21 protein-coding genes and 1 pseudogene are annotated in these 26,218 nt (G+C 36.0%); 6 read left to right on the top strand and 16 right to left on the bottom strand.

Annotation, left to right across the window (positions count from 1 at the left end; genetic code table 11):
- Positions 1 to 291 precede the first annotated feature (291 nt).
- The 5 genes and pseudogenes from ACYQ3P_RS04340 to ACYQ3P_RS04320 all read right to left on the bottom strand — a co-directional run bounded on the left by ACYQ3P_RS04340 (position 292) and on the right by ACYQ3P_RS04320 (position 3,189).
- Positions 292 to 672, bottom strand: a complete 381-nt coding sequence (locus ACYQ3P_RS04340; RefSeq protein ID WP_460176716.1) for a hypothetical protein — start codon at positions 670 to 672, stop codon at positions 292 to 294.
- Positions 673 to 1,518: 846 nt separating this feature from the next.
- Positions 1,519 to 1,812: a hypothetical protein gene (locus tag ACYQ3P_RS04335; protein WP_460176715.1), complete on the bottom strand. Its 294-nt coding sequence runs from the start codon at positions 1,810 to 1,812 to the stop codon at positions 1,519 to 1,521.
- Positions 1,802 to 2,821, bottom strand: a complete 1,020-nt coding sequence (locus ACYQ3P_RS04330) for an Ig domain-containing protein (RefSeq protein WP_460178094.1) — start codon at positions 2,819 to 2,821, stop codon at positions 1,802 to 1,804. The genes ACYQ3P_RS04335 and ACYQ3P_RS04330 overlap by 11 nt, the downstream gene beginning before the upstream one ends.
- Before the next feature lie 63 nt (positions 2,822 to 2,884).
- Positions 2,885 to 2,965, bottom strand: a pseudogene (locus ACYQ3P_RS04325) (prepilin-type N-terminal cleavage/methylation domain-containing protein); the annotation flags it as partial.
- A gap of 11 nt (positions 2,966 to 2,976) precedes the next feature.
- Positions 2,977 to 3,189 (bottom strand): hypothetical protein, encoded by a 213-nt coding sequence (locus ACYQ3P_RS04320; protein ID WP_460176714.1) that lies wholly within the window; start codon positions 3,187 to 3,189, stop codon positions 2,977 to 2,979.
- 375 nt (positions 3,190 to 3,564) lie between these two features.
- On the opposite strand from ACYQ3P_RS04320, the gene ACYQ3P_RS04315 reads away from it, so the two are divergent.
- Together ACYQ3P_RS04315 and ACYQ3P_RS04310 are read left to right on the top strand one after the other, a co-directional pair.
- Positions 3,565 to 4,398, top strand: coding sequence for a tetratricopeptide repeat protein (locus tag ACYQ3P_RS04315; RefSeq protein ID WP_460176713.1), 834 nt, complete (start codon positions 3,565 to 3,567; stop codon positions 4,396 to 4,398).
- Between the two features lie 412 nt (positions 4,399 to 4,810).
- Positions 4,811 to 6,115: a nucleotide sugar dehydrogenase gene (locus ACYQ3P_RS04310; protein WP_460178047.1), complete on the top strand. Its 1,305-nt coding sequence runs from the start codon at positions 4,811 to 4,813 to the stop codon at positions 6,113 to 6,115.
- Here the strand turns inward: ACYQ3P_RS04310 and ACYQ3P_RS04305 are convergent.
- On the bottom strand, positions 6,096 to 8,723 hold the full coding sequence (locus ACYQ3P_RS04305; RefSeq protein WP_460176712.1) for a CBS domain-containing protein: 2,628 nt from the start codon (positions 8,721 to 8,723) through the stop codon (positions 6,096 to 6,098). The genes ACYQ3P_RS04310 and ACYQ3P_RS04305 overlap by 20 nt on opposite strands.
- Complete coding sequence (locus tag ACYQ3P_RS04300) at positions 8,724 to 9,704, bottom strand: DUF128 domain-containing protein (RefSeq protein ID WP_460176711.1); 981 nt, start codon at positions 9,702 to 9,704, stop codon at positions 8,724 to 8,726. It abuts the gene before it with no gap.
- Positions 9,705 to 10,063: 359 nt separating this feature from the next.
- On the opposite strand from ACYQ3P_RS04300, the gene ACYQ3P_RS04295 reads away from it, so the two are divergent.
- The 3 genes from ACYQ3P_RS04295 to ACYQ3P_RS04285 all read left to right on the top strand — a co-directional run bounded on the left by ACYQ3P_RS04295 (position 10,064) and on the right by ACYQ3P_RS04285 (position 13,451).
- On the top strand, positions 10,064 to 10,534 hold the full coding sequence (locus tag ACYQ3P_RS04295; protein ID WP_460176710.1) for a CinA family protein: 471 nt from the start codon (positions 10,064 to 10,066) through the stop codon (positions 10,532 to 10,534).
- Positions 10,531 to 12,546: an NAD-dependent DNA ligase LigA gene (gene ligA / locus ACYQ3P_RS04290; protein ID WP_460176709.1), complete on the top strand. Its 2,016-nt coding sequence runs from the start codon at positions 10,531 to 10,533 to the stop codon at positions 12,544 to 12,546. Before ACYQ3P_RS04295 ends, ligA begins: the two co-directional genes overlap by 4 nt.
- 464 nt (positions 12,547 to 13,010) lie before the next feature.
- Complete coding sequence (locus ACYQ3P_RS04285) at positions 13,011 to 13,451, top strand: 23S rRNA (pseudouridine(1915)-N(3))-methyltransferase RlmH (RefSeq protein WP_460176708.1); 441 nt, start codon at positions 13,011 to 13,013, stop codon at positions 13,449 to 13,451.
- Here ACYQ3P_RS04285 and ACYQ3P_RS04280 read toward each other — a convergent pair.
- From ACYQ3P_RS04280 to ACYQ3P_RS04240, 9 genes are all read right to left on the bottom strand, one after another.
- Positions 13,445 to 15,859 carry a Lon protease family protein gene (locus ACYQ3P_RS04280; RefSeq protein WP_460176707.1) on the bottom strand — a complete coding sequence of 805 codons (2,415 nt, stop codon included), beginning with the start codon at positions 15,857 to 15,859 and terminating at the stop codon, positions 13,445 to 13,447. The genes ACYQ3P_RS04285 and ACYQ3P_RS04280 overlap by 7 nt on opposite strands.
- Before the next feature lie 262 nt (positions 15,860 to 16,121).
- A complete protein-coding gene (locus tag ACYQ3P_RS04275; RefSeq protein ID WP_460176706.1) occupies positions 16,122 to 16,934 on the bottom strand; it encodes an ExeA family protein in 813 nt (270 codons plus the stop codon).
- A gap of 2 nt (positions 16,935 to 16,936) precedes the next feature.
- Positions 16,937 to 18,160, bottom strand: coding sequence for a type II secretion system F family protein (locus ACYQ3P_RS04270; RefSeq protein ID WP_460176705.1), 1,224 nt, complete (start codon positions 18,158 to 18,160; stop codon positions 16,937 to 16,939).
- On the bottom strand, positions 18,157 to 19,797 hold the full coding sequence (locus ACYQ3P_RS04265) for a GspE/PulE family protein (protein WP_460176704.1): 1,641 nt from the start codon (positions 19,795 to 19,797) through the stop codon (positions 18,157 to 18,159). Before ACYQ3P_RS04265 ends, ACYQ3P_RS04270 begins: the two co-directional genes overlap by 4 nt.
- Positions 19,794 to 21,383: a pilus (MSHA type) biogenesis protein MshL gene (gene mshL, locus ACYQ3P_RS04260; RefSeq protein ID WP_460176703.1), complete on the bottom strand. Its 1,590-nt coding sequence runs from the start codon at positions 21,381 to 21,383 to the stop codon at positions 19,794 to 19,796. The genes ACYQ3P_RS04265 and mshL overlap by 4 nt, the downstream gene beginning before the upstream one ends.
- Positions 21,356 to 21,766, bottom strand: coding sequence for a hypothetical protein (locus ACYQ3P_RS04255; protein ID WP_460176702.1), 411 nt, complete (start codon positions 21,764 to 21,766; stop codon positions 21,356 to 21,358). The genes mshL and ACYQ3P_RS04255 overlap by 28 nt, the downstream gene beginning before the upstream one ends.
- Before the next feature lie 161 nt (positions 21,767 to 21,927).
- On the bottom strand, positions 21,928 to 22,440 hold the full coding sequence (locus ACYQ3P_RS04250) for a hypothetical protein (RefSeq protein WP_460176701.1): 513 nt from the start codon (positions 22,438 to 22,440) through the stop codon (positions 21,928 to 21,930).
- Positions 22,437 to 23,735, bottom strand: coding sequence for a hypothetical protein (locus ACYQ3P_RS04245; RefSeq protein ID WP_460176700.1), 1,299 nt, complete (start codon positions 23,733 to 23,735; stop codon positions 22,437 to 22,439). The genes ACYQ3P_RS04250 and ACYQ3P_RS04245 overlap by 4 nt, the downstream gene beginning before the upstream one ends.
- Before the next feature lie 78 nt (positions 23,736 to 23,813).
- Positions 23,814 to 25,067 (bottom strand): ISNCY family transposase, encoded by a 1,254-nt coding sequence (locus ACYQ3P_RS04240; protein ID WP_460176699.1) that lies wholly within the window; start codon positions 25,065 to 25,067, stop codon positions 23,814 to 23,816.
- 440 nt (positions 25,068 to 25,507) lie between these two features.
- On the opposite strand from ACYQ3P_RS04240, the gene ACYQ3P_RS04235 reads away from it, so the two are divergent.
- Positions 25,508 to 26,128, top strand: coding sequence for a prepilin-type N-terminal cleavage/methylation domain-containing protein (locus ACYQ3P_RS04235; RefSeq protein ID WP_460176698.1), 621 nt, complete (start codon positions 25,508 to 25,510; stop codon positions 26,126 to 26,128).
- The last annotated feature ends 90 nt before the right edge of the window (positions 26,129 to 26,218 follow it).

Genomic DNA, 26,218 nt, shown 5'->3' with positions numbered 1-26,218 from the left:
CGAACATAGTTACCTCCTTTTTTATATTAGTATACAAAAATTAGACAAAAAAGTCAATATTTAAGGGAATAAATAAGCAAAAATAATAAAGTTAGATTAGACTACAAAATTGAATGAAAAAAGATATAACTTATTGAATTATAAAGCTTTTGATATCTTTAAAGGCTGAAAATTGATGAAGTTGGTTTTAGTTGGATTGTGGAGAAAGGGGAGGAAACTTATCGCAAGGCAAAGGCGTGACAAACATTCAAAATGACGCTTTAAAATCGTAAAATTTAGATTATATTAAAGCTACATTAGTCCCAGATTTTTGAGGATTTCTGCAAGTTTTGGCTCTTGTTTTGCATACTCCTTAAGTACTCTCTCAAGCTTCTCCTCCCTTTCCTCAAGCTCTTTATTTTTCCTCAGTGAAGGAGCAAGTGCAGTGCGTCTGTCCCAAAGAACAAAACCAATAACACCAACAGTCTGTGCAATTACTGCAGCAATCAGTACATAAAGCAAATTCTGTAAGCTGTCAATCCTTTGATTAACTGCCTTCAATCCCTCTTCAACCTTTGTCTCAACCCTGATTAATCTGTCCCTATCATCAATTGTAAATGACACTTCTTTGCTGGCATAAATGGGTGTTGATATAAAGAAAATTAAAAATAAAGAAAATATCAATTTTTTCATAACTTTGCCTCCAAATTTTGGGTTCTGTTTTATTTTAACTGATTGAATGAGTTTAAACAAGATGAAAATTCGCTAAAAAAGATAATCACTGTTTACCGCAAACTGAAAAATAGAGTAGTCTTTGAGACTGCTTCAGCATTATGATGAATGCCTCACATAGACAACCTTTTTTAGTCATTACTAATTTCCTCTTTTATTCTTTCGTCATTGCAAGCCTGCCGTTTATTTTTTTTCGTCATTACGAGCCTCATCGTTTATTCTTTCTGTCATTGTATGACAGATATATGGACATTGCGAGAGATTGTATTTCTAAGGCTATACTTTCCTTTTATGAGATTGCTTCGCTTCGCTCGCAATGACGACTTAGTGCGAAAGAAAGGGGAGATTGCTTTGCTTCGCTCGCAATGACCCTCCCTCTGCCATTATGAGGCTTGCAAAACGACTTTTCCCGTCATCACGAGGCTTGCGAATCAACTTTTTCCCGTCATCACGAGGCTTGCAAAGCAAGCCGAAGTGATCTCCTCATTGAAGAAAGGAAAAGGCGAGATTGCTTCGGTCACTGTGTGCCCTCGCAATGACCTACCTCTCGCGTCACTGCGAGCCTCCGAAGGAGGCGAAGCAGTCTCTGCATTGGAAAAAGTGGGAAGGAAAAAGGTGAGGTTGCTTCCTCCTCGCTCAACTCGGAGTCTCATTGACAGGCGAAGGGTTGTCGTTTCTCGCAATGAAGAAAAAAGGGAATAACTCGTAATCACATTAGAATGTAGCATAATTTTAGGTTTTAACTGATTGAATAAGATTAGGCAGAATGAGAAGATGCCAATATTCAAGCCCTGCGACGAAAATTTATCATCTATCAGTAAACCCTGAAAGAGTGAAGTTAACCTGACAGTCGCCGTCAGTGTCTGCTGAAACAGCCTGCGAATAAGTGAGTGTTTGAAGAACCGAAGATGTACATTTTCCATCCAATGAGCTATGTCTACTAATCTGCCCACCGCTTGAGAGAGTGATTGTTGTGCTTGTAATTTCTGCGCCATTTGCTCTATTGTTTCTGCAGACGCCACTTACTGTAAAGTCTCGTGTAGCACCTGTTTGATTCCATACTCTATAAGCTATACAACCACTACCACTATCACCTTCCACCGCCACCACCGCTTCCACCACCAGAGGGATTAATGGTCAATGTAAAGGTCTTGGTTGCGGATGTACATGTATCATCAACAGTGGATGTGACTGTGTATGTGCCTGCTGTGCCTGTATCGGGTGTTCCTAATATTGAATTGCCCGAACAGATAAGACCAGAAGGACAGGATGGACTTACAGAGATACTCCATGAATATGAGTTTTTTCCGCCAGATGCTGTTATGGTTGCTGAATAAGAAGAGCCTTCATAAGCTGAAGGTAAGGTCTGGGTTATTATTGTTAAGGGTTTGGGCCTTACTGGGATAGAGCCAGTATAGTTTACAGGTGTAGAGCCACCAGAATCACTCACCTGTGCACTAAATGTTATCGTCTCTGAACAATTCTGGAGTTCTCCTGTAGATGTTGCACTATAATAGTTGATGGTGCCAGATATGAGGCCTGAGGAATTAAGTGTGAGCCCGTAGTCACTCCATACTGTCCATGTATATGGTGGTTTTCCACCAATAGCCTGAAGGGTGTGTGTATAAAATGAATCCTCTTCTCCCTGTGGCAGACTTTCTGGTGATGTTATCTCAAGGGGTTGTGAACATCCCCGTAGCGATCTTATCTCATCCAGTGAAACATACGCAACAATGTCATCATATTCTTCAGCCCTGGGCATATCAGAAGTAAAATCATCAATGTGAGGTGTGCCAATTTCATATATTGTATTTTCTGTTTGAATGTTATAATTTTCGCCTCCACTTATAATTACAAAGGCTATGTTTGAATGAGGTGTTCCTTTATCATTGACAGTCAAAGTGGTTGCGTTAACTCCACAGATATTTATAGAACTACCTTCAATTTCGTTAGCAGCGATATATCGTAAAGGCTTACCCCATGCATCATAACCTCTTGTGCCAACCTGCTGAAATGCCTGAACAGGTTGATTCGGATTGTAAGTGCCTTCTTCAGGCAAATATCCATTTTTTATTGCATATCCTACTATAGCCTCCTTAGCCTGTTTCACTATCTCCCTACTCTCCTGATATTTTGCTCTCTTGGTCAAAGGTCCAATTAGGGAGGCGCCTAAGCCAATTAGTACGCCTAAGATGACTAATACGATAGCCATCTCAATAAGTGTGAGTCCTTTATTTTGCCTTAGCAGTCTCATAAAAATAACCTTTAAAGCAAATCTCTCACTTTTAGCATAACTTCATCGATAAATTCAAATTCTTCATCAAAACCATAATACTCTGCCACTTTACTTTCGTGTTTAAATAATATCACTAATTCAGTTTGTAGGTCAACAAGAACAACTCTTTTTTGCCAACTCCCTTCAGGAAGGGAGTTTATGTCTTCATAGGTGAAAAACTTTCTATCCAAAACTGCTTTCATTTCTGCTCTTTTTTCTGCCTATTTTGAGCGATTTTTTATAAAATTACTGTAAATCTGTCATTGCGAGACTGATCCAAAGTGATGCGTGCCAATACGCTTCTTTGTCAATGCGAGGCATCCGATAGGATGCCGAAGCAATCTAAAAGGCGAGATTGCTTCGCTTCGTTCGCAATGACGAAGGATGGGGACATTGCGAGCCTGCCGACAGGCAGGTGTGGCAATCTCATAAAAAGAAAGTATAGCCTCAGAAATAAAATCTTTCGCAAAGAAAAAAGCTCGAAATGTCAATTGAGAATCGCTCATTTTTTTTCTAATTAATCTACCTGTTGACAATGGAATTTGACGAAATATCATAAATTAATTATAATTTTTTGTATGTTCAAAAAAGCCTCTGATAAAAAAGGTGTTCCACCGGGACTATTAAAAATTGTCAGCTCAAAAAGAAAAATGCCAAGCAAAGTATTCATTTTGGTTTCTGCTTTTGTAATTGTCATTGGAGTGTTGGCAGGATATTTTTTTACAGATTTGGCAGAGAAGAATAAAAAGTTAAAGGTTGCACAGATGCAAGCTCCCGAAATTCACCAAACTTATGAAAAGCCTGCTCAACCTTCTCAAATTTCACCTTTACAGCCTAATTCAAAAAGCGAGGAAAAAAAGTCTGAACAGAAAAAATCTGAATTGGAAAGATCTCCAATCAAAACCCCTACTGATTCAAAGACCACTAAAAGCGAAAAACATGATGAATTGCCTAAAGATTTTTCTTTTCCATATTTTGAAAGTCATATATATTATGCGCAAGAGTATGAGAGAAAAGGAGAATATGAAAAAGCAATTGATGAATACCTAAAATATCTTCAACACAAAAAAGAACCTGATGTTTTAAATAAGTTAGCAATTTTATACATGAAAATAAACAATTTAAATCAAGCAAGTCTTTATATTGAACAGGCTTTAAATATTAAACCAAATGACCTAAGATATTTGACCAATTACGGTGTTATTCTTGCAAAAATGAATAAGCATGACAAAGCATTAGAAATTTTTCAAAAAGTTTTAAATATTGAACCTCAAAATCATACAGCCCTTTATAATCTTGCAATCATCAAAGAAAAACAAGGAGATTTACAGACTGCAAAGGAAATTTACAAAAAGCTTGCCTCCGCAGGAGACCGTGATGCCGAACTCGCCCTTAAAAGATTAGGTGATTGAGAGGGTAAATGTCTTGAGTTTGGGTGGGCGTTTGTGATTGGTAAGGAAAGACAAGCTTGCTTCGTCTCTATCGCTCGTAACAGGAAGCTTGCATTGACGATTGTATATAGCATGTTACCGAAAAATAGAGATAGACATTCGTCACTGCGAGCCCCCTGTTGCGAGCGATAGCGTGGCAATCTGGGGCGAAGCAGTCTCTAATAAGGCTTTATTGAAAAACAAAGTAGAGATTGCTTCGCATCCTTCGGATGCTTGCAATGACAGAAAAAAATACTTAATTTTCAAATGGTTATACCAATTATTGGATTTCTATCGCTATTTTTGGGATGTTAAGGTTTATGCGAAAAGAAATGGCAATTTGGACTATAATAAAAAAATGCGATTTAATCACGGTATTAAAGGAGATTGCATGATGGTGAAGTTTGAAGATTTATTAACCCAGAAGGAGAAAATTCTCATTATAGGACTTGGATATGTTGGTCTTCCTTTGGCAGTGGCAATGTCAAAGCATTTTAAGGTTGTTGGATTTGATAAAAATGCAAAGAGAATTAAAGAATTAAGAGAAGGTATTGATTCAACAGGCGAAGTTAAGGCAAATGAACTTCTATCTTCAAATATAGAGTTCAAAAGCAAACTATCCTCTGATGAAAAATATAAATTTATCATAGTAGCAGTCCCAACTCCTGTGGATAAGCTTAAAAATCCAGACCTATCATTTCTTATTTCCGCCTCTGAGATTGTGGGAAAACATATTGAAAAAGGTGGTGTTGCGGTCTATGAGTCTACAGTTTATCCCGGTGCAACTGAAGAGATATGCTTACCTGTTATAGAAAAAGAAAGCAAAATGAAATGGCAAAAGGATTTTTGGATTGGCTACTCTCCAGAAAGAGTAAATCCGGGTGATAAAATGCATACAATAACCGATGTAGTTAAGATTGTTTCTGGTGATACCCCAGAGACCCTTGAGCTTGTAGCAAATGTTTACGGTAAAGTGATTGACGCAGGAGTTTATAAAGCGCCAGATATAAGAACTGCTGAAGCAGCAAAGGTCATTGAAAATATCCAAAGGGATATAAACATCGCTCTTATGAACGAGCTTGCCATGATTTTCCACAAATTAGGACTTGATACAAAAGAAGTGCTTAAAGCAGCTTCTACAAAATGGAATTTTTTACCCTTTGAGCCAGGACTTGTTGGAGGTCATTGCATTCCTGTAGACCCATATTATTTAGCGCGCAAATCTACAGAAGTTGGACATGTCCCTAAACTCATACTTGCTGGAAGAGGAGTTAATGAGCAAATTCCAATATATATAGCCCATGAAGTTGTCAAAATTCTTATAAAATCTGATAAAAAGATAAAAGGTGCAAAGGCTTTGATACTTGGTGCCACATTCAAAGAAAATGTTCCAGACCTCAGAAATAGCAAAATAATAGAGCTTAGCAAGGAGCTTGAGGACTTTGGCATCAATGTTTATGTCTATGACCCAATAGCAGGCAAGAATAACGAACATAGTCTGAACTTTATAGATAATATTGAAAATTTTGCTTCCTATGACTGTGTGATTGTTGCTGTAAAACACAGTTTCTTTGTGGAAAAGTTTAACCTTCAGTTTTATAAGAGCTTATTAACAAAGCCTTACATTTTGATAGATATCAAAGGAATTTATGATAAACAGGAGGCAGTGAAGCAGGGCTTCATTTACTGGAGGCTATAAAATTATTTTTTACAAACTCTATCTCTTCATCCTTTGATAGAAGTTTGCCCCTTAGTTTTTCCCAAAGAATTGCATCAAAAATTTGCCTGTATTGAGGTCCTGGCGGAATACCGAGTTTTTTTAAGTCTTCTCCAGTTACTATTGGCTTAATATCTTTAAGAGACGTCAGATATTTTGAGAGAATCTTTTTTTGATTTTCGTTGGCAAATATCATCATGAGGATAATAGCTTCAATGTTTAATGGACTTAAAAGCCTGTATATTTCAACTGGATCTTCATTATTTAGCAACTGTAAGGTTTGTTTGGCAAGAAAAATATTATCAAAAATTTGCTTTTTTATATTCTCAGGTGCTGAAATTTTTTTAAGAACATCTTTTCGTTCTTCATTTTTCAGTCTCCAAATCATTGTCATGAGATAAATGATTTCCCTACGGTATTCTTCTTTAAGAAAAAGAAGTTCTATTCCTTGAAGCGTTTCATAGGCACGAGAAATGTCGTTAATGATTAAGCTTTCTTCCAATGAAGGATGAATAATTTTCAAAAGTCCGTATTCTTTAAGTCTTTTTAATGAATTTTGTGGAACTGTCTCTTTTAATAGAAGGACTAATTCATCATAAAGTCTTGTGCCTGTTAATTTTTCAAAAACTCCCATTTTGACTGCCAATTTAATGAGATTTTCAGTATGTTTTGAAATTCTAAATCCCAGTTTTTCAGCAAATCTAACAGCCCTTATAGCCCTTGTTGGGTCTTCTACAAAACTTAAATTATGAAGCACTTTTATTCTTTTTTCCTTAATGTCCCTTTGTCCGCCAAAGAAATCAATCAATAAACCAAAATCCTTTGAATTAAGCTTTACAGCAAGTGCATTTATAGTAAAATCTCTGCGATACAAGTCTTTTTTTATTGATGATGTCTCTACTTTTGGCAAGGCTGCAGGAGACTCATAGTATTCTGTCCTTGCTGTAGCTATATCTATTATTGTTTTTTTACCTTTCACCAGCCGAGAGTCTTCAATAATTATTTTTGCAGTTCCAAATCTTGGATGGGGAGCTACTTTACCTCCTATCCTCTCTGCAAGTTTTTGGGCAAATTTAATTCCATCTCCTTCCACAACTATATCAACATCAGGGCTTGGAATCCTCATGAGAAGGTCACGAACACAACCTCCAACAAGATATGCTCCATAACCAAGCTCATCTGCAAGTTTTCCTGCCTCTTGGAAGATTTGATATACTTCTTCAGGAAAGAACTCTCTTAAAAGACCTGAAACATTTCGTCTTATCTCTTCTTGCAAATTATCTTTTGGCTGAGATAGTTTGGATTTCCTTATAAGTTCCTCGTATAAATTTCTCAAAATATCTGTTCTTGTTATAACTCCAACGACCTTGTTGTCTTTGAGAATTGGAACAAACCTTTGATTGAGCTCTACCATGTTTTTTTCTATTTCAATTATTGGCGTATTTTCTTCAGCTGTATAAGCATCTGTTGTTGCAAAGTCTGCACCCCTTGATTTTTGCAAACCGTGAAAAATTGCCTTTTCAACAACGCCCCTCGTAATAATTCCTATATACTCATCATCTTTTACAACAGGCATAGAATTAATTCCATACTTGGTCATAATTTTTTCAACTTCCTTGATCGGAACATTCCACTGGACTGATATTACAGGAGTAGTCATGAGGTCCTTAGCAACCTTATGAGGCTTTATTTGATTGCGAATATTCTTTAAAAGCTCCTCAATTAAGATTTTTACTGGAATTTCTTTGATCGTTGCACTTCCTGCTGCCCAATGTCCCCCTCCTCCAAAGGCTGTAAGGATCGCTCCAACATCAATCTCTGGAAGGTTACTCCTGCCGATAATTAATAGTTTATCTGCCATCCCTATAATCACAAATAGCGCATCTGTATCAATAACATCCATAATCTTATGGGCAATATGGGATATATCCTGTGACTCTTCCATTGCTGCATGGGCAATACTTATTCTTTTCCCTTCAACAATATGTTCCTCAAGGGAGTTTAATAGAGCATTAAAAAGCAATATTTCTTCCCTTGTAAGCTCCTCTTTCAAAAACTGAGATACAATGTTTAAGTTCGCTCCTCTTTTTAATAAATAGGCTACTGCCTCAACATCTCTTGGAGTAGTTGAAGGAAAAAGAAGACATCCTGTTTCTTCGTATATGCCAAGACAGAGAAGCGTTGCTTCAATTGGTGAAATAGGAATATTTTTTTTACGAAAGATTTCTGTAAAAAGAGATGCAAGAGCTCCGATTTGCTCGGTAATTTCAAAATCAGCTTTTATATCATCATCGCCTGATGGATGATGGTCATAAAGATGAACCTTAACTCCCTGCTTCAAGATTTTTGCAAATTCTCCTATTCTGCTTAAACTTCTTGTGTCAACAACAATAAGGGTTTTAATTTTTTCAATTTCTATTTCTTTGAATTTTTTGATTTCAAATAACTTGAAATTATCAAAAAATAGCTTTACCCTTCTTTCCATAGAACCGGGCAGAACAACAACTGCCTCAGGATAAAGTTTTTTGGCTGACATGCATGATGCTAAAGAATCAAAATCAGCATTTAAGTGAGTAGTAATTACCTGCATTTATTTGTACTTTTCATAAGCTTCTTCAAAGGTTATAAGCTCTCTGCAATCATACAATGTTGATATGGCAGTAGTATAAGTGTGTATATTCATCTCTTCAATTGCGGCAATAGGATTTAAACCACCAACTACTATCATTCCAACTCTATCAATTCCAACAGGAATGTCAAGCAGTGATTGATTTGGTTCGCCAAACATTAGTATGCCTTGAAAACCTCTTTTTTGCATAAGAGAATAAATTTCCTTGACCTTCTCAAGACAAACCAATGGAATTTCTCTAAAGCTTGCTAATACTCTACCTGACTCATGATTTACAGCACTTGCAACATCTGTCATTTTACCTCTGATAAATATTTCAAGTGGGTCTAAAGAAGTTCCGTCATAACTTATAAGTGCACCAAATCTGTAAGGCTTACTGTCTCGTATTTCAAGCACTCCTCCAAATCTTGAAATTACAGGAATTCCATATTTTAAAAATATCGCATTTAAAGTAACACTGCATACTGTGCCTATGCATATATGGTCTTTAGGAACAAGAATGTTTTCACTATCCTGTTCAAGGATAAGTATCCTGTCACTCATAACATAGGGAGAGTAGAAAACTCTTTCCATTGCCTTCAAAGCTTTTTTTATTTTATTTTTTGGAATATAGGTTACATTAAGAATCAGCTTACCAGTCATTGAATGGAGATCAAAATCTGAAAGATAGCTTAAAGTTTCAATTTTATTTATTATAAACCCTACCTTTTCAACAGTACTTGCTGTTTCAAGCTCTTTTATACCTTTTTCAGTAATAATTCTGCCCTCTTTTCCGAAAACCTTTGTGAGTCCACGCTCATCAAGAATTTTAAGATGATATCTCACAGTTCTCTCAGAAAGATTTATTCCGTACATCTTTAGTTTCTTCGCTATCTCCTTTGAGCCGATAATTTTATTTTCCTTTGCAAGAATTTTAAGTATTGACAAAAGAGTCCTGTTCATTGCTCCTCCTTTTTACCTCTATTTTAAAATTATCTCAAAATCGGGCATATAAAATCCAGCTAAAGCTATTGCCCCAAAATAGCGATAGAAATCCAATAATTGGTATAAACATTTGAAAATTAAGTATTTTTTGCTGTCATTACGAGCATCCGAAGGATGCGAAGCAATCTCTCCGTTTGCCTTTTACGTCTCATGTCTTACTTTTTACGAATATTTAGAGATTGCTTCGGGCACTGCGTGCCCTCGCAATGACTTAATGAGGGAGTCTGTCGCAAGCCAAAGGCATTGTGACTTTTCGCAATGAGGAAAAGTATTCACAATGACACTTGAGAATGGCGCAATTTAGGTTATAATAATCTATGCAATTGAGAGAAATTGCATATGAAATTGTAAAGATTCTCACACAGAAAGAAAAAACTCTTGCAGTTGCAGAATCCTGCACAGGAGGATTGATTAGCTCCACTATTACCGATGTGCCTGGTGCAAGTAAAGTTTTTCTTTGTGGACTTGTCACATATGCCACGGAAATGAAAAAAATAATTTTAGGCATTGAGGATAAAGTTTTCTCCTTTGGAGTAATTTCTCCTGAAATGGCAAAAAATATGGCTGAAGCAACTAAAAAAATTACATCCGCAGATTACACAATTGCTACCACAGGCAATCTTGGACCGTCTTCAATGGAAGGAAAGCCTGTAGGACTTGTTTATATTGCAGTTGCAACAGAGAAAGATACCTTTGTGAAAGAGCTAATTTTAAAAGGCGACAGAATTCAAAATAAAAAAGATACAACTGCTGAAGCATTAAAATTTTGTCTGGAGGTAATAAAATGAAAGAAATTCCTGAGGAAGTAAAGCAAGAAATAGAAAGACTTGTTAAGGAAATAAATTATCACAATTACAGATACTATGTTTTAGACAGTCCTGTGATCTCAGATGAAGAATACGATATGATGCTCCGAAGGCTGAGAGAACTTGAGGAAAAATGGGGTTATCTTCTCCCTGACTCTCCAACTCAGAGAGTTGGAGCACCGCCTTCAGAAAAGTTTGAAAAAGTTCCACATCGTGAACCTATGCTTTCATTGGATAATGCTTTCTCCTACGAGGAACTCAGAGAATTTGATGCAAGAGTAAAAAGGCTTCTTGGAACAACCAATGAGATTGAGTATACTGTTGAGCCAAAATATGATGGTTTAGCTGTTGAGCTTTCATATAAAAATGGATTTTTACATAAAGCATCTACAAGGGGGGATGGTTATGTTGGAGAGGATATTACAGCGAATATTAAAACGATTAAATCCATTCCTTTAAGAATTGAGGGAGTTGATGTAATCCCAGAAGAAATTGACATTCGTGGTGAAGTTTATATGAATATTGACGAATTTGAGCGAATAAATAAAGAGAGAATAGAAAAGGGTGAACCTGTTTTTGCAAATCCAAGAAATGCTGCATCGGGCTCTGTGCGTCAACTTGACCCATCTGTAACGGCAAGTAGAAAACTTCACATGGCATGTTATGGATTAGGATATGTAAAGGGAATTGAATTTAAAACACAATATGAAGTAATTGAGTGGCTAAGGCAGGCAAGATTTCCTGTCCCAGTTTTTATAAAAGTTGCAGAAGGAATTGAGGAAGTAATCAAAGCTATAGATGAATTTGCTAAAACAAGAGAAACTCTTCCCTTTGAGACAGATGGAGCAGTTGTTAAAGTAAACAGCTTTGAACTACAGCGAAGACTTGGAACTAAGACAAGAGAACCCCGCTGGGCAATTGCATACAAATATCCAGCCCATCAGGGAATTACAAAGCTTGTTGATGTTTTGGCAAGTGTTGGAAGAACAGGCGTTATAACACCTGTTGCAATTCTTGAGCCTGTGCAGATAGGAGGTGTAACAGTATCAAGGTCAACGCTTCATAACTGGGATGAAGTTGAGAGAAAGGACATCAGAATAGGAGATTATGTGATTGTTGAAAGGGCAGGTGAAGTAATTCCTCATATCATAGGAGTTGTTGTTGACAGAAGAACAGGACAAGAAAAAAAGGTAAAAGCTCCTGAACACTGTCCTGTATGCGGCTCTAAGACTGTAAGGGAAACCGGAGAGGTTGCTGTAAAATGCATTAACTTTAATTGTCCAGCTCAGGTTGAGGAACGAATAAAACATTTTGCATCTCGTAGGGCAATGAATATAGAAGGACTTGGAGATAAAACAGTTGAACTATTGCACAAGCGTGGTCTTATAAAAAGTTTTGTTGACCTTTATAAATTAAAAAAAGAACAGCTCAAAGGACTTCCCGGGTTTGCTGAACTTGCATCAAAAAATCTAATTAATGCAATTGAAAAGAGCAAGAAAACAACACTATCAAGATTTTTATATGCATTGGGAATTAGTCAGGTGGGTGAATATGCTGCGAAGCTTCTTGCACAAAACTTTAAATCCCTTGAAGATTTGTATTATGTGAAGGCAGAAAAATTAACTCAAATCCCACAAATTGGTGAAAAAACAGCTAAGGCTATAGAGCAATTTTTTAATAACGAAGAAAATCTTAAGGCAATTGAGGAGTTAAAGGCTTTAGGACTTCATGTGGAAAATATAGATTATGAAAAGGAAAAGACTTCTCAGCCACTCACTGGTTTAACTTTTGTGATTACAGGAACACTTCCAAAGCCAAGAAATGATGTTAAAGAAATGATAGAGCAGGCTGGCGGAAAGGTCTCTTCTTCTGTTTCAAAACAAACAAACTATCTCATTGTTGGTGAAGAGCCGGGAAGCAAACTTGCAAAAGCCCAAAGTTTAGGTGTCAAGATAATTAGCTATGAAGAACTTTTAAAGATGTTAAGTGTATAATGCCTAATTTTAGCTATTTTAGAAAAGTTTTTTTACCCTTTTATTGCGAATATAGTGAGGCAAAATCATTTGAGATTGCTTCGCTTCGCTCGCAATGACGGAAAGGAGGATAGCCTGTGGCAAGCCGAAGGTGTGGCTATCTCGCAGTGACTGAAAGGAGAGTGCCTCGCAAAGACTTACAAAGGGTCATTGAGAGCCTGCCGAAAGGCAGGCATGGCAATCTCTCGTCCTTTAAGCCCCATCCTGTCATTGCGAGGCATCCGTTAGGATGCCGAAACAATCTCATTCCTTATTGAAAGGAAAAAAGACGAGATTGCTTCGCTTCGCTCGCAATGACAGGGGGAGAGAATACCTCTCAATGACAGAGAAGAAGGTAATGACAAGAAAAGAGCTATTAACGCTGAAGAAGGAAAAGAAACGACTTTTGAAAATCGCATAATACAATAAAAATTTGGAGAGGCTCTTTGTATCATATTAATCTAATCTGGATAGGAAAAACAAAGGCAAAGTTTATAAAAGATGGACTGGAACATTATTTTAAACTTTTAAGTCCCTTTTCAAAAATAAACATTAAGGAACTAAAAGAAGGAGCAGGAAGAGTTGAGAAGGTTATTGAGGAGGAGTCAAAAAATATCCTTAATACAGTGCATGGTGAATTCATCCTGCTTCACAGAGAAGGTATGATGCTTGACTCGTTAGAATTCGCTAAATTAATAAAAGATAAAGCAAATCATCAGTTTGTCATAGGAGGTGTATACGGAGTTAATGAGGAGGTCTGGAAGAAATCATCTTTCAGGCTTTCAATGTCTAAAATGACCTTTACCCATGAAATGAGCAGGCTAATTCTTCTGGAGCAACTATACAGAGCAATGACTATCATTCACAACAGGAAATATCATTATTGATTTTTCTTTTCGTTTTCTTTTTCCTTGTCCTCTTTTCTCTTTAGCATTTCAGCCATTTCTTCAAGCTTTTTCATAACAAGATAATTTATCGTTCCTTCTGGATAAGTTCCATCTGGCTGAAGTTCTCCTGCCTTCATATCAGTTAGAATTTCTAAACCTTCCTCAGCATTCTCAATTGCATAGATGTGAAACTTTCCTTCATCAATTGCTCTTTGAATCTCTTCTTTGAGCATTAGATGCTTGATATTTCTCTTTGGAATAATGACTCCATGGCTTCCGTCAAGTCCACGAATTTTGCATAATTCAAAGAATCCCTCTATTTTTTCATTAATACCACCAACTGGCTGAACCTCGCCCCTCTGATCCATTGAACCTGTTACTGCAAAACTCTGTTTTAAAGGCACACCTGAAATACTGCTTAAAATCGCATAAAGCTCTGCGCATGTTGCGCTGTCGCCTTCTACCATTTCATAAAGCTGTTCAAATGTAAGGGAAGCACTAAGGCTTATTGGTTTATTTATGGCATATTTGCTCCACAGGTAGCTGGATAGAATCATTACCGCCTTTTCATGAATTTTCCCAGACATCTTTGTTTCTCGTTCAATGTTGACAATGCCTGCTTTGCCTAAATATGTCCTTGCAGTTATTCTGGAAGGTTTACCAAAGCTATAATCTCCGAGGTCAAGAACCGCAAGTCCGTTGACTTGTCCGACTTTACTGCCTGAAGTCTCTACTATTAATACATCCTCAAGAATAAGTTCTCGGATTTTCTCTTCAATGCTTGCTGTTCTGTAAACTCTTTGCTCAAGTGCTTTTATTACATCTTCTGCTTCTACTAAATTTTTGCCGTGCTTTTTTGCCCAATAATGCGATTCTCTTATTATGTCTGCAATTATGTTAAATTGGGTTGATAGTTTTTCCTGATGCTCAGCAAGCCTTGAGCCATACTCAATAATTTTTGCCACTGCGGAGCGATAAAATGGAAGAAGTCCCTCTTCTTTCTGACAGAGCGTTATGAATTGGGCATATTTGTTAATATTTTCCTCGTTTCTTGGCATTCTTGTATCAAAGTCTGCCTTTACTTTAAATAACTCCTTAAATTCTTCGTCATAGTTATAGAGTAGATAATAAAGAAAGGGAGTCCCTGTAAGTATTACTTTTACATTTAGAGGAATTGGCTCTGGTCTTAAAGTTGATGTTGTTATTAATCTGTATTGTTCCCAGACATCCTCAATTCTAATCTCTTTCCCTCTTAATGCTCTTTTTAATGCATCGTAGGAAAATAAATTTTTCAAAAGTGCAAGAGCGTCAATGACAATGTATCCACCGTTTGCTCTGTGAAGTGTTCCGGCTTTTATCATAGTAAAATCAGTAGTTGCCATTCCATACTGAATCTTATATTCTATGCTTCCAAAAAGATTAAAGTATGTTGGATTTGATTCATAAACAACAGGTGCTCCTTGAGTATTTGAATTATCAACCAAGATGTTAACACTGTATTTTACAAAGGAAGCTTCCTTTGGAATTTTCATAAAAGGAGGCATAGGTGGTGCTATTTCCTCTGTAATTTTGAAATCTTGAATATTATTTAGGATATCTTCTTTAACAGCGCTAAGATATTGAATAATTTTTTCATTAAAGGAATATTTCTTTTTCAAATCTTCTATTGGTTGGTCAATTACATCAAGGGCAATCTGACGCTCTAATTTGGTAAGCATTTCTTTCACGACTTTATCTGCTTCTCGCACAGCTCTTACAACGTCATCAAGTTTTTCCTGAAGAATTTTACCAAGCTCATCAAGTCTTTTCCTTGTTTCTGGATCAAGTGCCTGAAACTCCTCTTCTGTGAGAGGCTCTCCATCTCTTTTTATTGGAACAATTATTAAACCTGCAAGGGCTTTCCTTATTGCAAAGCCCTTTTTTCGGGCTTCCTCCTCAATAGCAGAAAACCACTCTTTTTGTTTCTGTTGAAAATCCTCTAAGATTTTATTTCTTTGCTTGTCATATTCCTTTGATTCAAAGGCTTTTGGAATTTCTATTTTTAGAGAATTTATGAGGTTTTCCATATCCTGCTGAAATTCCCTTGCTTTTCCAGAGGGCAGGGATACAGCAATTGGAGAGTCAGGTTTTTTAAAGTTGTAGAGGTAACACCAGTCGGGTGGAGTAGGTTCTTTTTTAGCCTTCTCAGAAAGCAAAGTTCTAATTGCACGCATCTTTCCAGTGCCTTGAATACCTAAGGCATATATATTAAAACCCTTTGCATTAAGATTTAAGCCAAAATCAAGAGATGCTATAGCTCTGTCTTGTCCAATAGTGCCTTGAAGAGGTGATATTTCAGCTGTGGTGTTGAAGCTAAATATATTTTCATCGCAACTTTTATAAATATCCTTTGATGTAAGCTTTATCATCCAGCCCTCCTTTTTTTCTATTATTATATCAGATATTTACAGCCTTTGTTTCTACCATTTAAAAAAGATTTATATCTATATTGAGCGATTTTTAGTTAGCCTACCATAGCAAGCCTTCCATCGGGCAGGTTTGCAAACTCATGAAAAGAGATATCGCATGGCTTCGCTCGCAATGATCATTAAGTCCGCAAGGACGCCTTTCTCATTATTGCGAGGCAGATCAGAGGGCTGTCGAAACAATCTATAGAAAGATATGCACTTTTTATAAATTAATGTTTTTAAGGGCGTCTTTTACGAAGGATTTTTTTATTGTTTGAGAGTTTTTTAAGTATGCAACCATTAATGCCCTTGAACATATAAGATTGGCAACTCTTGGAATTCCTTTTGATTTTTTGTAAATAAGTTTTAATGCTCCCTTTTCAAAATTGATTGAGCTGTTTCCTGCTTTTCTGAGTTTGAAATAAATGAAATCTCTCATTTCATCCTTTGTAAGGGGTTGCAAATTAACTCTTAATGTAATTCTTTGATTTATTTGCGAATTTTTCTCGGTTTTTAAAATATTCAAAAAAAAGGGTTGTGCAAGCATAAGAATTTTCAAAAGTTTTTCTCCGTTTTCTTCAAGATTTGAAAGATGTTTAATTTCATTTAAAGTATCCTCAGGTAAGTCCTGAGCCTCATCAATGATTAAAAGTGTAGCTAATTTATTTTCTTGATTCTCACAAAGAGTCTGCTTAATATATTCATAAATCTCTACCTTTGTACTTAATGGTTTGTCAATTTTTAAATCTTTCATTATTACATCCAGAAGTTCTGTTGGTGATATGGCGGGATTGAAAATTAAAATTGGATGAACATTTGCTTCTTTTTCCAGTAAATGTTCAAGAATCTTTTTTACAAGAAGCGTTTTACCTATCCCGGGCTGTCCAGTTACAAGCATCATTGACTCAGATGAGCTAAGCATGTATTTAACAGTATCAATGACTTCTTGATGAATTTCTGTTGGATAAAAAAGTGCTGGTTCTGGATTTATGCTAAATGGATCCTTTTTAAGGTTGAAAAATTCTAAATGTTCCATAACTACATTTGCCCAAGCTTTGATATCAGGTCATAAAGAGGTATAAACAAGCTAATCATAACTAATGCAAAAAACAGTCCCAACACTGCAATCATAACAGGCTCAATTACTTTTCCAAGTCTTGTTGCAAACTCCTGCATTCTTGAAATGTAGTATTGCGACAAGAAGTTTAACTGCTCTTCAAGATTACCAGCGGTTTCTCCAACATCAATCATTCTAATGACCATAGGTGGAAAAATTGGCTCTTTTCTAAAAGAATTAGCTATACCCTCACCTAAAACAATTCTTTCTTTGCTTCTTTCAATAGCCTCTGCCATCAAGATATTTCCCACTGCTTCCTTTGTTCTATCCAATGTTTGGTCAATAGGTACTCCTGCTCCAAAAAGAATTCTCATTTGTTCGCAAAAAATTGCAACTGCTCTGTTATATGAAATGTTTTTAATGATTGGCAATTTAAAACTGAGGATATCCCTTAATCTTTTAAGACGAGGATGCTTTTTTGAGAATTTAAAAGCAAAAAAAATCAATAAAATAAGCACAGGGATTAGATAGTAGTATTTTAATAGAAGCTGTCCTGTGTCTGCGAGTAATCTTGTAATAAAGGGTATTTTTACTCCCATATCTTTCATAGCATTAATCACTTTTGGAAGGACATAAATTATCCAGAAAATCATTGCCAGAAGAGTAAAAGTCGTTGCAAAGGCTGGATAAATAAGAGCTCTCTTTATTGCAGTTTTAAGCTCAAGAATTCTTTTAAAGTGCTCTGCAATGTCTTCAAAGGATTTTTCAAGTCTACCTGTTTCCTCACCAATTCTTACAAGATTGTAAAATATTGGAGGAAAAACATCTTTGTAAGTTGCGAATGCCTCACTCAAAGACATTCCTTTTTCAACCATTTCCTTGATATCTATGATTATACTTTTAAGTGTCTTTTTTTGTAAGTTTTCAGCAATATCAGAAAGAGCAACAGTGATTGGAAGTCCAGCTTTAATCATAACTGAGAGATTTGAGGCTATTTCTACAAGGTCCTCATCCTTTGCTCTTGTTTTTCTGGTAAAAAGCAACAATATTGGAGAGAAGGCAGAAGAAATTCTCATAAAGCTTGTTAAATACAGCTCCCTGATGGTCAAAATTCGGATAGCCTCCGCCTCAGAGTCCGCCTTAATAAATCCGTTAACTGTTTTGCCCTCAGGTGTGAGCCCTCTGTAGAAGAAAAAATAGCTCATCCGACTATCCTTTCAAGCTCCTCTAAAGTTGTCAGTCCTTGAGCTATCTTTTTCAATCCATCAATTTTTATCGGAATCATACCATTTTTCATCGCAGCCATTTGAAGTTCACTTATTGAAGCCTGAGCATATATTAAATCCCTTATTTCATCATTAACAACCAAAAGCTCTCCAACTGCCATTCTTCCAATATAGCCAGAAAAATTACAAAGAGCACAACCTTTGCCGAAAGCTATCTCTCCTATCTCAATGTCATGTTGCTTGAATATTTTTAACTCCCTCTCATTGGGCTCTCTTTTATCCTTACAATAGGGACAAATTTTTCTTACCAGTCTCTGACTAAGCACGCCAAGCAAAGAAGTGCTGAGCATGAACCTGTCTATCCCGAGATCAAAAAGCCTTGCTATACTTGTTACTGCTTCGTTGGTATGAAGTGTACTCAGCACAAGATGTCCAGTAATAGATGCTCTTATTGCAATTTGAGCAGTTTCTTCGTCCCTAATCTCTCCTAAAAGTATGATATCAGGATCATGTCTCATAAAGTTTCTTCCGGCTAATTTAAAATCATAATTTATTCTCTCGTTGACCTGACTTTGCTTTACAAAACTAAGTCTGTACTCAACTGGATCTTCAATTGTTACAACAGCTCTTTTAATTCTTGGAACTTCCCTTAAAAGCGCGTAAAGTGTTGTGCTTTTACCAGAGCCTGTTGGACCAACCACTATGATAATGCCATGTGGTTTTCTTATAAGTTCCTTGAGCACAGCAACAAGCTCTTCTGTGAAACCCAACCTTCTCAAAGAATATGTAAGCTGAGAGCCGCCAAAGAGAATTCTCATTACAACTGACTCTCCTTCAATTGTTGGAATGGTTGACACTCTCACTTCAAAGTTTCTTCCAAAAATGGAATAGACAAATGAGCCATCCTGAGGAAGTCTTTGCTCCGCGATGTCAAGTTTTGAAAGAATTTTTATCCTTGTCACTACTGGACTATGCAATGCTCTATGCAGTGCATAACCATACTGAAGTATTCCATCAACCCTGTACATAACAGATAAAACTCCACTTGTCATCATAATGTGAATATCAGTTGCACCTCTTCTTATACCCTCTGCCAAAATTGCCTCAACAAGGGTTGGAATGAATTCTGCTGGAACTGTTCCAGTATTTAAAACATTTTTATTGACTGTTTCCACTGTTAAATCTGTTGGATTTTCAATAAAGTAATAGGCTTTTTCAATTGTGTCATAGAATCCCTCTTTATCTGTGAGATATGCTTTCACTTTTTTCCTAAAAATGCTTTTCGCTGTATCAATAGCAAATAAGTTTGCTGGATCAATGATTGCAATGGAAACAAACTCTTCGTCTTCCCTTAAGGGCAAAAAACTGGCTCGCAAAACGGTGTCTTTGGAAACTTTCTTTATAAGTGCTTCTGGAATGTTAAAAAGCCTTAAGTCCACATACTCAAATCTCTGCTGAATAGCAAGTATTTCTGCCAGTTCCTGATAGGTTATAAATCCGAGTCTGACAAGGCACTCACCAATCGCCTCACCCGTTAACTTTTGAACATTGAGTCCTATGTAAAGCTCTTCTTGGGTAATTATGTTTTGTGAAACTAAAAGGTCACCAAGTCTCATCTTATTAACCTCGGCTGAATAAGTATAACAAGCTCTGTTTTTGTCTCCCGCTTATCCCTTCCCTGAAATGCGTAACCAATTAAAGGAATATCGCCAAGAATTGGAGTCCTTCTGTCTTCAATTGATTCTTCCTTTTTGATAAGCCCTCCAATTATAACCACCTCGCCATTTTTAACCCTTACAGTTGTGCTTAGTTGCCTTAAATCAGCCCAAGGAAGCTGGATAACATAGTTTTGATTACCAAAAGTTTTTTCATCTATTTTTAATAAATTAGAAATTATAGGTGTTATAGTAAGCAATATTTCTCCATTCTCATCAATGTATGGAACAATACCGATCATTATTCCTGAGAGGAGATTACTTGTCTCAATTGTATAAGAAATAGTAGGAGTATCACCAGTAGTTGTTGTAGTTTCCACTTTTGAGATAAATGATATATTTCTTCCAACTGTAAGAATTGATGTTTGCCCATTCATAATGCTAACTCTTGGATTGGAAAGAGTTCTAAGCTCACCAAAAGTTGACAGAGCCCTAATTAAAATACTGAAATCCTGTGTGCCAGATGTAATATATTCAAAACTTAAATCTGTATAAGGAGAGTTTTGAGGAATTACTTCTCTAAATCTTGAAGTACCCCCGCTTATTCCTGCCCTTACCCACTGCCTCATTGCAGTCCAATCAATTCCGTACTGGAAGTTATCTCCAAGAGTGACTTCAATAACCTTTGCTTCAATCAGTACTTGCCTTGCAAGTGTAGATTTTACTTTTTCAATATATTGGGAAATCTTCTCCATATTTCTCTTTGTTGCTGTTACCATGATTGTGCCTGTCATTCTATTTATTACATAGTTTTCTCTCGCTGGCTGTGAGAGAATAGGTGATATCTGTGGCTGTTGAGCTGAAGTTTGTTGTGTAGGAGTAGTAACTGTTTGGCTTCCTAATATTGATTGAATTGCCTTTTCAATTGCATCCCAGAATTTATAGGCAGTTGAGTCAGACTTTTCAGACTTTGTTATGTTTCCCTTAAGTTGAGTAGATGTACCTCCAGATGTGCCACCAGATGTACCTCCTGAGCTTGCTAAAGAACCAGTTACTCCCCCAAGAATATCTCCTCCTACATCAATGCTGTAGTCTTGCGACAAGGGAAGAAAACCAAGATTAAATATCCGAGTGTCAGTAGCCTTTACTATGAGAAGATTTTTTTCAATTTTGTAGAAATAATCAAGGGTGGAAAATATAGCATCTAAGGCATCAATAAGTTTAACTCTGTTTAAAATAATGGTTACAGGTGTATCTGGATTTACATCTTTTTCAAGAACAAGGTTTAAGCCAGCGTCTTTGCATATTACAAATAAAACATCCCTCAATGGGACTGCCCTTGCGTTTATTGATATTGTTTTTTTGCTTAAAGGAGAGATGTCTTCTGTAGCTATTTTAAATTCTGGTTCTGAGATTTTTATTTGCTCCTTTGGCGTTTCGGGCTCTGGTATTTTCGGAATTTGAACTTCCCTTTTTATATCCATGTAACTGCAACTTGCAACAAATATCAAAGCAAAAATTAATAATGCTCTGGCAATTTTATCCATCGCTCTGCTCCTTTATTGTCCCTTATTTTTATCTTGTCTGGATAAATTTTCAAAACTTTAAAATTATAAAACAATTGCCCCTCTCTTACAATTTCGTCATTGACAATTAAAAATCTATCTTTGCCAGAATAAACTAATTTTATCATTTCGGGAGTGATTTCTCCATAAATTGGAGAGCTCAATTTTTTAGTCTCAACTAAAAATGGATTTTTTATATCATACTTTACAGGTTCTCGTTTTTTTAACACCAGTTCCTCAACTGGAACATTTAAAACAGCATTTTGTTTTAATTCGGGGACTTTTAATTTTAATGCAATAATTGGAAAAGACAGAGAAATTATCGCTACTGCTATGGCTATTGTTTTTAATCTATCTTTCTTCATTTTTCTCGCCCCCATCTCGTCATTACGAGGTATTCCCCTTTGTCGTCATTGCGAGTGCACTCCTTGCGTCATTGCGAGCAAAGCGAAGCAATCTCTGAGATTGCCACGCAGTGGCTTCGCACTGTGCGCAATGAATCGCCCTCTATCCACCCATCAACCCCTTAATGTTTTATCAAACTCTGTTTTGGTAATGAAGCGGTAAAGTCTACTTCATATAAAAGCATCTCCTTATCCTTTTTGATTTTATAACTCTTTATAATCACCACAGGAGTTTGTGTATTTTCCAGCTTTTCTAAAATATCTAAAAATTCCTGAAAATTTATAGTCTGACTTTGAATTTTAATTGTATAGCTTTCCAATGTATCTGATCTTTCGGGATTAAACTCTATTTTCGCATTTTTATATATCCGCTGAAGTTTCTCAATAAGCTCAAGTATTTCAATTTTTGGATTTTCCGATACCTTTATTTCCTGCGATAATTTTTTCATTTCGCTAAAGGCAATACTAAATCTTTTTAGAAGCCTTTCTTTTTTTTCAAGATTGCTGCTTTCCTGTTCAACTGCTTTATGATAGCGATAAGCATAAATATTTATTGATAAAACAAGCATTGTGAGGGAAAAAACAAATAAAACAATTAAGAGAAGCCTTCTTATTTTATCCTCATATGCTCTCATTTTTTTCCAATTTCCAATGTAAACTCACCTTTTTTAACATCCCACGACTCTTTTAAAATTGATAACTCTTTAATTATTTCTGTCTTTATTTCATCAAATATCCTTTCCCTATCAGTCAAATTTTCCACATTCACAAAGCCTGTAATTTTTAAAATAGGATTAGCTTCTATTTTGCATTCAATTTTTTTAATTTCAATATTTTTTTTATCAGAGAATACAGAGGAATAGGCAAGTAAATGCCTTGAATCAGGAATTGAATACTTTTTATTTATAAGTTCAACATACGGTTTTAGTTGATTGTAGAGGCTCATATATTCATTGACAAGTCTATCATTTTGCTTATAAAGCATCTGTATCTCCTTTGATTTATAATCTATATCAGCTTTTTCATCAATCGTAGCTGTAATAAGAAATCCAAGAAAAACAAGCCCTGAGGTCAAAAAACCAGAAAGTAGCATTGCTGCTCTGGTGAGAAATTTCAATTTACTGTAAGATTTTTTGTAGTCTTCAGGTAGAATATTTTTGATTTTCAAATCCTTTTCAAATTTCTTTAACAAAAAGGGAATAAGATAATCTGACTCTACGCCCTTAATCTCTAAAAATTGATAATCAAGGTTGAGCCCCTCAAGGCGAGTTTCTTTTGTACCTAAAATAAAGACAACTTCTGGCTGAATTCTTAGATTCTGAATAGCATAAGCATTGGTCATATTAATCTGTGCAATGTCTTCATCTGTTATATTGGAAGATTCACCTTCAACTGCTCTGTAAAAAATGACTTGTCTGTTTTTTGCAATTAAATAGTGCCTCTTATTTCCTTCAAAAAATAGAAGAACAAAATTATTAGCTTTTTTCTCAATCTCATCGGCAACTTTTGTCAAAATTTCAATTGACGGATATAAAGCTCTTATAATGCATCCTGTAGGAATGAAATAATCAATGATTTTGTAAATATCCTTGTGATTAAAAATTGTGCAGAAAAACTGAGTTCCTGTCTCTGTAATTTCCACTTCGTATGTAAAGGAGAAATCCTGAAAGTCCTGAAATCTTTTTTTTATCTCATTTTTCACCATTGCACTTAAAAATCTTCTGTCCTTTTGTTTTTTGGGAGGAATTTTAATTGGAAGGGAAAAATTGAACAGACTTATATTCTCTATAAATACAGATACATCAATCTCTTTGACTTTATTTGCTTTAAGAATTCTGAAGATTTCATCGGGCAAAGCCTCATAGTATTTGTCACCAATAAGTATTTTTGCCGAATCTAACTCAAAGCTTATAAAAGCTCTTTTAGGCATTTGTATGAATTATAACATAAAATTATTGTTATTACTAAAGCCAAGTCACACTTTATTACTACATTAAAATGTCACATTTTATTTTAAGCTTCTCCTCCAAGGGTGATTAGCTGCAGGTTTATATTTCTTCTTTTCCTTCTGCTCTCTCTGTTCCTCTATATAAGTCCTGAGATTTAAAATCTCTTCTTTCTCTTTAAGTCTCTCTTTTTCTGTCTTATCTAATCCTTTTATTTCTGAATATCCTATACGTTTGCCTTCCCATAATATCTCCATTCTACCGTCTCTAAGTTCACAAACATCTACCCATTTGCCTGCAAGGCTCTTAATTCCCTTTACACGAAGTATCTGATAAACTCCTCCACAGTATCTTAATGTGTTGTCTTTGTTCACTTTTCTTGGATGTTTTATTGAAAAGACAAGGTCAAGGTCTTTTTCTGTAGCCACAGGCATATAAAGACTCTCTACAGAAAGAGTGTATCTACTGTTACTCCATGTAAGAAATTCCTCTTTGAGAAACTTGTTAGCCTCATCATAATCCCTTATACCACTTAATCTCATCTCCTTAATAAGCCTGTCCTGAAAAAATCTAAACTTACGTTCAACTCTTCCTTTTGCCTGCGGAGTATTTGCATTGATTAGTTTAATCCCCAATTCATTTAATGCTCTTGCAATCTGGGTTTCTTTATGTTGTACTTCAACATGATAGTGAAGTCCTCCATGCCTTGTTATCCTAAAGTGAGAGGCTTTATCAGTGTATAAAGCCATAAAGACACCTCTTTGCTCTATATATGCTCTTATTACTGACATATTTGCCCATACTGTCTCAGATGGATGAAATTCAGCATACACAAATCCATCTGCATCATCTATCATTGCTACAAGCCACCATTGCTGCCCAATACCTTCAATCCACCTATGTTGAGATGAATCCATCTGCACAAGCATTCCTGCCTTAGGCATCCTCCTTCTCCTTCGGTATACTTTTCTTTTCTTCTTAGGTTCATGTAACCCTTCCTGTATCAATATCTTTCTTATACTTTCATAGCTTAAGTTAATGTCATGAACATCCTTAAGTTTATCCTTAAAGTGAAGTATGTTGAAATCCCAGTACAAAGACTTTCTCAAGCTTATGATCTCATCCTTGACGGAAGAGTCAATCTTTAGGGCTGTGGGTGGCTCAGGTATTTTCCTTAAAAGCCCCTCAAAACCCTGAAACTTGAACCTCTCCTTTAGCCTTAAAACCTGTCTGTAACTCAACCCTAATATCTCCTGAGCTTGTTTAAGGGTTAAAAAGCCTGATAAGACTTGATTCATTACTTCAAACCTCTTCAATTCTTCCTCCGTAAAAATGTATTTTTTTCTCCATAAAACCTCCTTCCTTTAGATTGCTTGCCTAAAAGAAGGAGGTTAACATATATGTGACATTTCAATTTAGTAAAAACAGATGACATTTTAATATAGTAACCACAATAACATAAAATTATTGACAATTGTCATAGAAAGTGTTTAAAATTTGACATATTGATTGATGGAGGAAGGATGCCGTAGCTGTCAAAATGGGCGCCATGGTGGCTACGGTGTTCCGAGTGGCGCAACCGACCTCCTTAAAGAGTATAAATATTGCTTAAATTAAAACAAAAAACTAAATGGAGCGATTTACAATTGTCATTGCGAGCGTAGCGAAGCAATCTCGCAATGACGGAATTAACAAAGGTTGTATGAAAAATCGCTCAATTTAGAAAAAAAACAAAAAACTAAAAAGGAGGTCAGCTATGAAAGTTTTTAGGTCTCAGAAGGGTTTCACACTTGTAGAGCTTGCCATCGTGCTCGTCATCATCGGAATCATCTTGGGAGCAGTGCTTAAGGGACAGGAGTTGATTTATAATGCAAAAGTTAAAAGAGTTCAAAGTCAAATTAAAGAAGTTGCAGCAGCATTTTATACTTATTATGACAAATATGGATATTATCCCGGTGATGATCCAAATGCTTTATCAAGATGGGCTGGTGCTCCCAATGGTAATGGCAATGGATTAGTCGATGGTGGTTATTGTGATGGTACTGGTGATGAATCTTGCTATCTGTGGAGACATTTAAGATATGCAGGAATAATAAGCGGAGATCCAACAGCAACTACTCCAGCAGTTTTATTGCCCAAACATGCATTTGGTGGTCCTATAGATATGTTTACAGGTACATACACTGTTGGAGGTGTTACACAGAGTGGGCTGTGGGTAACCTTAAGAAACTTAGAAGCAACAGCTGCTGAGGCAATTGATAGAGCAATAGATGATGGAATGTGTACTACTGGTTCAATGGCAAGATATGGTGGTACAGGTTGTAGTGGTGCGTACTATCCAACTTCAGGTTATTTAGAGGTTTGGATTAAATTTTAAAAATTTATAATCTCAGGGGAGGCGATTGCCTCCCTTTTGTTTTAAAATTTGTCTGAAATTTGCTATTGTATTATCAGCATTTAAGGAGGA

Source organism: Thermodesulfovibrio hydrogeniphilus (assembly GCF_054657355.1).
Note: the sequence above shows the minus strand (reverse complement) of the source record. Positions and strands in the feature narration are given on the sequence as shown.

Bases quoted from the DNA above. Each gene is read 5' to 3' on its own strand.
- ACYQ3P_RS04340 (WP_460176716.1), bottom strand. From the start codon at position 672: ATGAAAAAATTGATATTTTCTTTATTTTTAATTTTCTTTATATCAACA.
- ACYQ3P_RS04320 (WP_460176714.1), bottom strand. From the start codon at position 3,189: ATGAAAGCAGTTTTGGATAGAAAGTTTTTCACCTATGAAGACATAAAC.
- ACYQ3P_RS04315 (WP_460176713.1), top strand. From the start codon at position 3,565: ATGTTCAAAAAAGCCTCTGATAAAAAAGGTGTTCCACCGGGACTATTA.
- ACYQ3P_RS04310 (WP_460178047.1), top strand. From the start codon at position 4,811: ATGGTGAAGTTTGAAGATTTATTAACCCAGAAGGAGAAAATTCTCATT.
- ACYQ3P_RS04305 (WP_460176712.1), bottom strand. From the start codon at position 8,723: ATGCAGGTAATTACTACTCACTTAAATGCTGATTTTGATTCTTTAGCA.
- ACYQ3P_RS04300 (WP_460176711.1), bottom strand. From the start codon at position 9,704: ATGAACAGGACTCTTTTGTCAATACTTAAAATTCTTGCAAAGGAAAAT.
- ACYQ3P_RS04295 (WP_460176710.1), top strand. From the start codon at position 10,064: ATGCAATTGAGAGAAATTGCATATGAAATTGTAAAGATTCTCACACAG.
- ligA (WP_460176709.1), top strand. From the start codon at position 10,531: ATGAAAGAAATTCCTGAGGAAGTAAAGCAAGAAATAGAAAGACTTGTT.
- ACYQ3P_RS04280 (WP_460176707.1), bottom strand. From the start codon at position 15,859: ATGATAAAGCTTACATCAAAGGATATTTATAAAAGTTGCGATGAAAAT.
- ACYQ3P_RS04275 (WP_460176706.1), bottom strand. From the start codon at position 16,934: ATGGAACATTTAGAATTTTTCAACCTTAAAAAGGATCCATTTAGCATA.
- ACYQ3P_RS04270 (WP_460176705.1), bottom strand. From the start codon at position 18,160: ATGAGCTATTTTTTCTTCTACAGAGGGCTCACACCTGAGGGCAAAACA.
- ACYQ3P_RS04265 (WP_460176704.1), bottom strand. From the start codon at position 19,797: ATGAGACTTGGTGACCTTTTAGTTTCACAAAACATAATTACCCAAGAA.
- mshL (WP_460176703.1), bottom strand. From the start codon at position 21,383: ATGGATAAAATTGCCAGAGCATTATTAATTTTTGCTTTGATATTTGTT.
- ACYQ3P_RS04255 (WP_460176702.1), bottom strand. From the start codon at position 21,766: ATGAAGAAAGATAGATTAAAAACAATAGCCATAGCAGTAGCGATAATT.
- ACYQ3P_RS04250 (WP_460176701.1), bottom strand. From the start codon at position 22,440: ATGAGAGCATATGAGGATAAAATAAGAAGGCTTCTCTTAATTGTTTTA.
- ACYQ3P_RS04245 (WP_460176700.1), bottom strand. From the start codon at position 23,735: ATGCCTAAAAGAGCTTTTATAAGCTTTGAGTTAGATTCGGCAAAAATA.
- ACYQ3P_RS04235 (WP_460176698.1), top strand. From the start codon at position 25,508: ATGAAAGTTTTTAGGTCTCAGAAGGGTTTCACACTTGTAGAGCTTGCC.